The following is a 7,991-nucleotide window of genomic DNA, read 5'->3' as shown; positions in this document are numbered from 1 at the left end:
CGATTTGGCTGCGGACACCAGCCCAGTTCGGGATCGAAGCTGCTGAACTTCCCCAGTAGCTCCCGATCGATCTCGGGAAACTCCTCGGTGGCGACCGAGGGAATCCGTTCGAGCGCTCGATACGACACGATCTCGAGAATCACCGCGCCGACGACGAGTGCGAGCACTATCGCGACGAGCGGAAGCATCGGACCACCCTACCAGAACGGGGAATAAGTGGATTTTGCCGGAGTATGCCACAGTCACGATCTGCGAGAGGACTCGCCGCGACCGCGACACGCAGCGGTATCGGCGGATCAGGTCGCCGTCCGCCGCACGTCCACGTCCCGGCGGCGCTTTCGGATTCGGAACGCACCGTACGACCCCAGCCCGACCGCGAGCAGGCCGGCGACGATGTCGGTCCAGAAACCGAGGTCGTTCGCGGTCTCGGCGACGCCCGATCCCGTGCCGAACAGGAACGGCGACGCGACGAGCCACAGTCCGAGGATCGCGACGAGGGCCGCGACGCCGATGCTCCCGAACGCCTCGTTCGACCGTCGATAGTAGTTGTACGCGCCGGCGACGAACAGCGTCGCCCCGACGAGCGCGTCGTTCCAGAACTGGCCCGCGGCCAGCTCGAGGGCGAGGGCCTGTGCGACCACCGCGAGTCCGAGCAGAGCGGCGACCGCCGACAGTCCTTTTCCCCGTTCGTCCGGGTTCGGTTCGTGCGGCGTTCTGTCACCGCCGGTCAGCCCGTCGTCGCCGCGGGCGTCGTCCTCGGCCGCGCCGTCCTCGTCGCCCCGCCACGGCGTCTCGGGATTTGCCGTGCCGTCGTACTCGCTCATAGTGGCTCTCGAGTCGGGGTCGGCCCCTCGGCGCAAAGAGTTCGCTGCCCGTGTTTGCAGGGTCCAGACAGCGGCCGTCTGGCTCGCCGCGCCAGTCCGTTACCGGACGACGGTGACCGGTACCGTCGAGTGTCTGATGACGACCTCGGCGACGCTGCCCAGCAGGATTCGCGCGACGCCCGACCGGCCGTGGCTGCCGATGACGACGTGGTCGACGGATTCCCCCTCGGCGAACTCGAGGATCTCCTGGGCCGGCGTCCCCAGCCGCGTTCGCGTCTCGACGTCGACCCCGCGGTCCGCGGCGATCGACTCCGCGGTCTCGAGCACGTCGGCGGCCTCCGAGAGCAGTTCCTGGGACTCGTCGCTCGACTCGTCGTCGACCGCGTTCGGGATGAACGGCAGCGACGTGGTGTCGACGACGACCAGCACGATCACGTCGCCGTCCGGGAACAGGTCGAGCGCGTATCCGAGGGCGTCGCGGGCGGGCTCGGAGTCGTCGAAGGGAACGAGGATGCGGGCCACGGGCGGGGTGTCGACGCCCGTCGCCTTCAGTCTGGGTCCGGCAGGAGCCGTCTCAGAGCGCGAGGTACGGCCCGACGCCCAGCAGGACGACGCCCAGCGCGACCTTCAGTCGCTCGGGATCGACGACGTGGGCGACCCGCCAGCCGACGACAACCCCGAGCAACAGCGGCGTGCCGACGACGACGGCCAGCGGCACGAGGACGTTCCCCTGCAGGAAATAGCCCGTGGCTGCGAACGCCGCGATGAAGATCGACTGGACCTGTGCGACGGCGACGGCAAGCAGCATCGGGACGCCGACGAGGACGAGGGCGGGGACGGCGAGGACGGGGCCGCCGATCCCGAGGAGTCCGCTGGCGATCCCGAGGACGAACCCGAGTCCCGCGAGGACGAGTCGCCCCCTCCGACTCAGCGGCTCGAGGTCGTAGACCGGGCTAAAGCCCCGCCGCTCGCGATAGAGGATGATCCCGCCGACGGCCATCGCGACCCCGCCGAGCAGGACGCCGAACACCGACCGCGGGACAAACGCGTTCACGTACGACCCGACGAGCGCGCCGGCGATGCTCGAGGCGCTCAGGACGATCGCGATCGCGCGGCTCTCGCCGGTGTTCATCTCGCCGGAGTGAAGGTAGGCCGCGCTGCCGACCAGTCCCGTGACCACGAACGTCGCGTGGGCGGTTCCAGCGACCTGACTCGAGGCCAGCGGGGTCAGCGAGTACAGTGCGATCGTCACGAAGATGCCACCGGGACCGATCGTGGTGATGCCGATGCCGGAGAAGAAGGCGATCGAGACGAGCAACAGGACCAGCGAGGGACCGAAGGGCAACTCGAGCATCTGGGAGGGTATCCAGTGGTCCGTGGGACTCGAACTAACTCTTCTGATTTCGGCCCCCTCGGGTCAGCTCCCGATCAAATAGTCGAATACACTCTCGCGAAACCGAACGTCCGGACTCGGCCGAGTGCGCTCTCGGTCGGCCCGGCGGAAAAGGGAACGCCGATCCGCGATTAGAGAATGCCCATGATCGTCTCGTAGAGCGACTGAACCGTCAGGAGGCTCCCGATCAGCAGCACGATCCCCGCGGCCAGGAAGCCGAGGTTCTCGTACCACTCGATGTCGTAGTACCTGTTGACGGCACCGATGAGGGCGAAGACAGTCAGGGGAAGCCCGATCGCGCCGTTGACGGCCGGCATGATGATCGCCATCTCGACGGGGCCGAACCCGGTGTAGAGCAGCATCGGCAGGGCGGTCGCGGCCGAGAGGACGACCAGTGCGATGACCGTTCGTCGGAACGCGGTATCGCCGAAGACCGTGTGTCGCCCGAGCGATTGCGGGATGATGAACCCGGCACCGAACAGCGTCCCGGTCGCCGACGTGATGGTCGCACAGAGCACCGCGATCATGAACACGACGAGCGCGCCCTGACCGATGATCTCCGCGAGCGGGACGCCGGGGCCCGTCAGGGTCATGCTCCCCTCGGAGAGGGTGACCGCCGAGACGATCATCACGAAGCTGCCGATGGTGAGCGTCGTCGCGATTCCGGCGGCGTTATCCCGACGGTAGTCCCAGATGTTCGACCACTCCTTCGTCGGCTGGATGCTCGACTGGATGAAGAAGTTCGGCCAGTAGACCGTCGTCCCCAGCAGGGCGATGACCGCAGTGAGGTAGCCGATGTCGGTTGCGAGCGCCGGCTGGAGCCCCGCTGCGACGGACTGCCACGGAACGTCGAGCCCCGCGAGGAGCAGGCCGTACGAACCGAAGACGGCGAACACCATCACGGCGATCACCGCTTCGATCCGATCGTAGACCTTCATCTGCACGATGCCGACGCCGAACCCGGCCGCGAGCACGATGCCGACGATCACGTTGTCGAAGAACGGAACGAGCCAGGCGAGCGCCGCGCCGGCGACGGCGTAGTTCGACACGGCCCACAGCGCGGACAGCAGCGAGACGCCGACGAGGAGCGGTCGACCCCCGATCGGAACGGCGTCGAGGATGTACTCGGCGAGCGGTTCGTCGGCGACGGCGAGTCGGGCGCTCATGTCGTGCAGTGCGATATCGATGAGGAACGCGAGCGGGAGCACCCACAACAGGGAGTACGCGAAGTTCGCACCCGTATCGGCGAGGATGTACACCGATCCCGCTCCGAACACGTTCGCAGCGAACATGATTCCCAGCCCGTATCTGTAGAGCGCCCCGTGTACCGCCTCACCGCCGGGAATGGCCTCGACGAACTCCGACGGAGATGCCGACTCGCCGCTCATGCGCGATCACCTCGAGGTTCGAGCGCTGCTCCGGCGGTCGCTGCGCCTCGAGCGGACGGCTCGGACGCCGTCGATCGGCGGTCGGCCGACGGCGGGCAGGACTTCGACGGGCGAGAGCCGGACTGCCCGTGGGGTTCTCTCAGCGCGGACGCGGGCTCGGCCCCGAAGAACGTCGCCGTGAGGGGAAGCACGAGCCCGCGTTGGGGAATGGTTTCGTTCGCCGTTTCGACAGGGGCACCGACCGCGATACAGTGGTCTTCCATGTGTGGTAGTCGTCCGAAAAGTTGCAGGTGTCTGTGCCCTCGAGGCCACGCGCAGTCGCGGGCCTCAAGTCGGCGCGACCGGGCAGAGTTCACCTGTGTACTGTGGGACGGAATGCTGTACCCGAAGCAACGACTGTGATCCGCTTGAGCGGAAAGCTTGAGATAGCAGACGACCCCTCGACAGCTGGTTCGAGTAATCCGATATTTACCCGGTGCAACACGTGAGTCCAGCGGACACTCTCGGGTGACGGAGCGTCCACGGAGCGACAACGAACGCCTACACGGTTCGATTCGTACCGGAATCGGGCGCGAACTCCCCGTCTCGACCGCCGACGGGGGCGTCTCGTTTCGTCGACCACGGCTCGCCGAGTCACCGATCACGCACGAGTGTCGGCATCACCTTCTTGGGAATCCGGGGTGAAGCGGAGAGTACGCACGAAGTTGCCTTCAGAAGAAGGCCTATAAATCACTATCCCTTACCCGAGGTGAAGACCAACGAAACCTATGCAAGGACAATCCCAACAGCAGGCCTACGACCGGGGGATCACCATCTTCTCCCCGGACGGTCGCCTCTACCAGGTCGAGTACGCACGCGAGGCCGTCAAACGGGGGACTGCGAGCGTCGGGCTCCGGACGCCCGACGGCGTCGTCCTCGCCGCCAACCGGCAGGTCAGTTCGCCGCTCATGGAACGCTCGAGCGTCGAGAAGATCCACAAGGCCGACGAGCACATCGGCGTCGCAAGCGCCGGCCACGTCGCCGACGCCCGCCAACTCGTCGATCTCGCTCGCCGCCGCGCACAAGGCGAACAGCTCCGCTACGGCCAGCAGATCGGCGTCGAGACGCTGACCCGAGCGGTCACCGACCACATTCAGGAGTACACCCAGACTGGCGGGGCGCGCCCGTTCGGCGTCGCCCTCCTCGTCGGTGGGATCGAGGACGGCGAACCCAAACTGTTCGAGACCGACCCCTCGGGCACCGACTACGAGTGGAAGGCGGCCGCCATCGGCGGCGACCGCGACGTGATTCAGGGCTACCTCGAGGAGAACTACCGCGAGGATCTCGACGTCGACGGCGGCCTCGAACTCGCCGTGAGCGCGCTCAGCGAACCCGAAGACGAGGTCGTCGCCGCCGAGGACGTCGACGTCGCGACGATCACGACCGAGGACGAATCGTTCCAGTCGGTCGACGACGACCGCCTCGAGTCGATCATCGCGGAGATCGAGACGGAGACGGAGGAGAGCGATGAATAACTGGACCGGCGCGTCGGGCCCGCAGGGCGACGCCGACCCGTCGCCGTACGACCCCGAGCTCGGCTCGCTCCCCAACGGAGCCCAAGGCGACGAGCACGGTGACACCGTTAACAAGACCGGAACGACGACCATCGGCATCACGACCGACGACGGCGTCGTCATCGCGACGGACATGCGCGCCAGTCTGGGCGGGCGGTTCGTCTCGAACAAGGACGTCCAGAAGGTCGAACAGATTCACCCGACGGGGGCGCTGACCCTCGTCGGCTCGGTCGGCGGCGCGCAGTCGTTCATCCGAACGCTGCGCTCCGAAGTCAACCTCTACGAGTCCCGACGCGGCGAGACGATGCCGATCGAGGCGCTGGCGACGCTGGCCGGGAACTTCGCCCGCGGCGGTCCCTTCCGCGCGATCAACCCCATCCTCGGCGGCGTCGATAGCGAGGGCAGCCACGTCTACAGCATCGACCCCGCCGGCGGCGTGATGGCAGACGACTACACCGTCACCGGCAGCGGGATGCAACTGGCCTACGGCCTCCTCGAGCAGGAGTACGAGGAGGGCCTCTCACTTGACGAGGCGCAATCGGTCGCGGCCCGCGCCATCAAGAGCGCCGTCGAGCGCGACACCGGCTCGGGTAACGGCGTCTTCCTCGCCGAGGTCACCGAGGAGGGCGTCGACATTCAGGGCCACAACGACTTCGACGCGGTCATCTAAGGGCCGTTTCGCGATCGGTCGATCGCTTCGGCAGCCGCTGACTGCTCGCGCTCGCGCGCGTACACGTGACTTTTATTAGGACGGGGGCGCTACCCGAAAGCAGGTTTTACATGTCCCAGGAAAGCGAGTACGGCGCCGGACAGATTCAGGTCTTAGAGGGCCTGGAGGCTGTGCGAAAGCGACCGGCGATGTACATCGGCTCTACCGATTCTCGAGGCCTCCACCATCTCGTCTACGAAGTGGTGGACAACTCGATCGACGAGGCACTGGCCGGCCACTGCGACGACATCACCGTCTCCATCCACGAGGACGGCTCGGTGAGCGTCGCCGACGACGGCCGCGGCATCCCCGTCGATACCCACGAGGAGTACGACCGCCCTGCACTCGAGGTTATTCTCACCGTCCTCCACGCCGGCGGCAAGTTCGACAACAAGTCCTATCAGGTCTCCGGCGGCCTCCACGGCGTCGGCGTCAGCGTCGTCAACGCCCTCTCCGAACGCCTCGAGGCCAAGGTCAAACGCAACGGAGCGGTCTTCCGCCACGCGTTCGAAGCGGGCGAACCAGTCGGCGACATGGAGCGGGTCCGCGACATGGAACCGGACGAGGAGACGGGCACCCAGATCCGATTCTGGCCCGATACCGGTATCTTCGAGACGGGCGAAATATCCTTCTCGACGCTGTCGAACCGGCTTCGGGAACTGGCCTTCCTCAACTCCGGCGTCCGCATCACGCTCCGCGACGAGCGCGTCGACACCGACGACGACGAGCCCGTCGCCGAGACCTACGAGTACGACGGCGGCATTCGCGAGTTCGTCGAGTATCTCAACGAGACGCGCTCGGCGATGCACGAGGATATCATCTACTTCGAGGACGAAGAACAGAACATCCAGATCGAGGTCGCGATGCAGGCCACCGAGGAACTGCAGGGCTCGATCCACGCCTTCGCGAACAACATCAACACCCGCGAGGGCGGAACCCATCTCACCGGATTCAAGACCGCACTCACCCGAACGGTCAACGACTACGCCAACGAGAACGATCTCCTCTCCGATCTCGATAACAACCTCTCGGGCGAGGACATCCGCGAGGGACTCACCGCGGTCATCTCGATCAAACACCCCGATCCCCAGTTCGAAGGCCAGACGAAGACGAAACTCGGCAACTCCGAAGTTCGGGGAATCGTCGAGAGCGCCATGCACGAGGGCCTGGGCACCTACTTCGAGGAACACCCCGACACCGCCCAAGCGATCGTGATGAAGGCCGTCGAGGCCGCAAAGGCCCGGATGGCGGCCAAGAAGGCCGAGGAGCTGACGCGCCGGAAATCGGCGCTCGACTCCACCTCGCTGCCCGGCAAACTGGCCGACTGCCAGACCAAAGAGCCGGAGGAAGCCGAACTGTTCATCGCGGAGGGCGACTCCGCGGGCGGCAGCGCGAAGCAGGCCCGGAATCCGGAGTTCCAGGCCATCCTCCCGATCAAAGGGAAGATCCTCAACGTCGAGAAACACCGCCTCGACCGCATCCTCGAGAACGACGAGATCCGGAACATGATCACCGCGATCGGCGCGGGGATCGGCGACGAGTTCGACATCGAGGACGTCCGCTACAAGAAGATCATCATGGCGACTGACGCCGACGTCGACGGCGCACACATCCGCACCCTGCTGTTGACGTTCTTCTACCGGCACATGCGCCCGCTGCTCGAGGGCGGCTACGTCTACGCGACCCAACCGCCGCTGTACCGCATCCGGTACCGCGGGGAGACCTACGACGCGATGACGGAGGCCGAACGCGATCAGATCGTCGAGGAGAAATGCGACGGCAACCCCTCGCAGGTCCAGCGGTTCAAGGGACTCGGCGAGATGAACCCTCAGCAACTCTGGGACACGACGATGGACCCGGACAACCGCATCCTCAAACAGATCACGATCGAGGACGCGGCCGCGGCGGACAAGATGTTCTCCGTCCTGATGGGCGACGCCGTCGAACCCCGCAAGCAGTTCATCAAAGATCACGCTCCGGAGGCGGAGTGGATCGATATCTAACCACCGACCTTTTGCTCTGCGGGTGCGCCTTCGGCGCACCCTCGGCAAAACGTCGATGAAAAGCACTCCTCGCTCCCGATGGTCGCTCGTCGGCCCGCTCGCGAGTTCGCGCAGCGAACTC

The 7,991-nt window shown here is 66.0% G+C and carries 8 protein-coding genes and 1 pseudogene; 3 read left to right on the top strand and 6 right to left on the bottom strand.

Annotated elements, in window-relative coordinates; genetic code table 11:
* From C489_RS12370 to C489_RS12345, 6 genes and pseudogenes are all read right to left on the bottom strand, one after another.
* Positions 1-188, bottom strand: a pseudogene (locus tag C489_RS12370) (hypothetical protein); the annotation flags it as partial.
* Positions 189-296: 108 nt separating this feature from the next.
* Complete coding sequence (locus tag C489_RS12365) at positions 297-824, bottom strand: SPW repeat domain-containing protein (protein WP_006431618.1); 528 nt, start codon at positions 822-824, stop codon at positions 297-299.
* 99 nt (positions 825-923) lie between these two features.
* The gene (locus C489_RS12360) at positions 924-1,346 is read right to left on the bottom strand and encodes a universal stress protein (protein WP_006431617.1); all 423 of its coding nucleotides are present in this window, start codon (positions 1,344-1,346) and stop codon (positions 924-926) included.
* Positions 1,347-1,398: 52 nt separating this feature from the next.
* On the bottom strand, positions 1,399-2,178 hold the full coding sequence (locus C489_RS12355) for a sulfite exporter TauE/SafE family protein (protein ID WP_006431616.1): 780 nt from the start codon (positions 2,176-2,178) through the stop codon (positions 1,399-1,401).
* A gap of 170 nt (positions 2,179-2,348) precedes the next feature.
* Positions 2,349-3,605 (bottom strand): NRAMP family divalent metal transporter, encoded by a 1,257-nt coding sequence (locus C489_RS12350; RefSeq protein WP_006431615.1) that lies wholly within the window; start codon positions 3,603-3,605, stop codon positions 2,349-2,351.
* Positions 3,602-3,868: a hypothetical protein gene (locus tag C489_RS12345; protein WP_006431614.1), complete on the bottom strand. Its 267-nt coding sequence runs from the start codon at positions 3,866-3,868 to the stop codon at positions 3,602-3,604. The genes C489_RS12350 and C489_RS12345 overlap by 4 nt, the downstream gene beginning before the upstream one ends.
* A gap of 504 nt (positions 3,869-4,372) precedes the next feature.
* Here C489_RS12345 and psmA point away from each other — a divergent pair.
* The 3 genes from psmA to gyrB all read left to right on the top strand — a co-directional run bounded on the left by psmA (position 4,373) and on the right by gyrB (position 7,870).
* Positions 4,373-5,119, top strand: coding sequence for an archaeal proteasome endopeptidase complex subunit alpha (gene psmA / locus C489_RS12340; RefSeq protein ID WP_006431613.1), 747 nt, complete (start codon positions 4,373-4,375; stop codon positions 5,117-5,119).
* Positions 5,112-5,828 carry an archaeal proteasome endopeptidase complex subunit beta gene (psmB, locus tag C489_RS12335; protein ID WP_006431612.1) on the top strand — a complete coding sequence of 239 codons (717 nt, stop codon included), beginning with the start codon at positions 5,112-5,114 and terminating at the stop codon, positions 5,826-5,828. The genes psmA and psmB overlap by 8 nt, the downstream gene beginning before the upstream one ends.
* Positions 5,829-5,938: 110 nt before the next feature.
* Positions 5,939-7,870 (top strand): DNA topoisomerase (ATP-hydrolyzing) subunit B, encoded by a 1,932-nt coding sequence (gene gyrB, locus C489_RS12330; RefSeq protein ID WP_006431611.1) that lies wholly within the window; start codon positions 5,939-5,941, stop codon positions 7,868-7,870.
* Positions 7,871-7,991: the final 121 nt, after the last annotated feature.

The sequence above is a fragment of the Natrinema versiforme JCM 10478 genome, assembly GCF_000337195.1.
GTDB classification, from domain to species: domain Archaea; phylum Halobacteriota; class Halobacteria; order Halobacteriales; family Natrialbaceae; genus Natrinema; species Natrinema versiforme.
Note: the sequence above shows the minus strand (reverse complement) of the source record. Positions and strands in the feature narration are given on the sequence as shown.

Bases quoted from the DNA above. Each gene is read 5' to 3' on its own strand.
- psmA (WP_006431613.1), top strand. From the start codon at position 4,373: ATGCAAGGACAATCCCAACAGCAGGCCTACGACCGGGGGATCACCATC.
- C489_RS12350 (WP_006431615.1), bottom strand. From the start codon at position 3,605: ATGAGCGGCGAGTCGGCATCTCCGTCGGAGTTCGTCGAGGCCATTCCC.
- psmB (WP_006431612.1), top strand. From the start codon at position 5,112: ATGAATAACTGGACCGGCGCGTCGGGCCCGCAGGGCGACGCCGACCCG.
- C489_RS12365 (WP_006431618.1), bottom strand. From the start codon at position 824: ATGAGCGAGTACGACGGCACGGCAAATCCCGAGACGCCGTGGCGGGGC.
- C489_RS12355 (WP_006431616.1), bottom strand. From the start codon at position 2,178: ATGCTCGAGTTGCCCTTCGGTCCCTCGCTGGTCCTGTTGCTCGTCTCG.
- gyrB (WP_006431611.1), top strand. From the start codon at position 5,939: ATGTCCCAGGAAAGCGAGTACGGCGCCGGACAGATTCAGGTCTTAGAG.
- C489_RS12345 (WP_006431614.1), bottom strand. From the start codon at position 3,868: ATGGAAGACCACTGTATCGCGGTCGGTGCCCCTGTCGAAACGGCGAAC.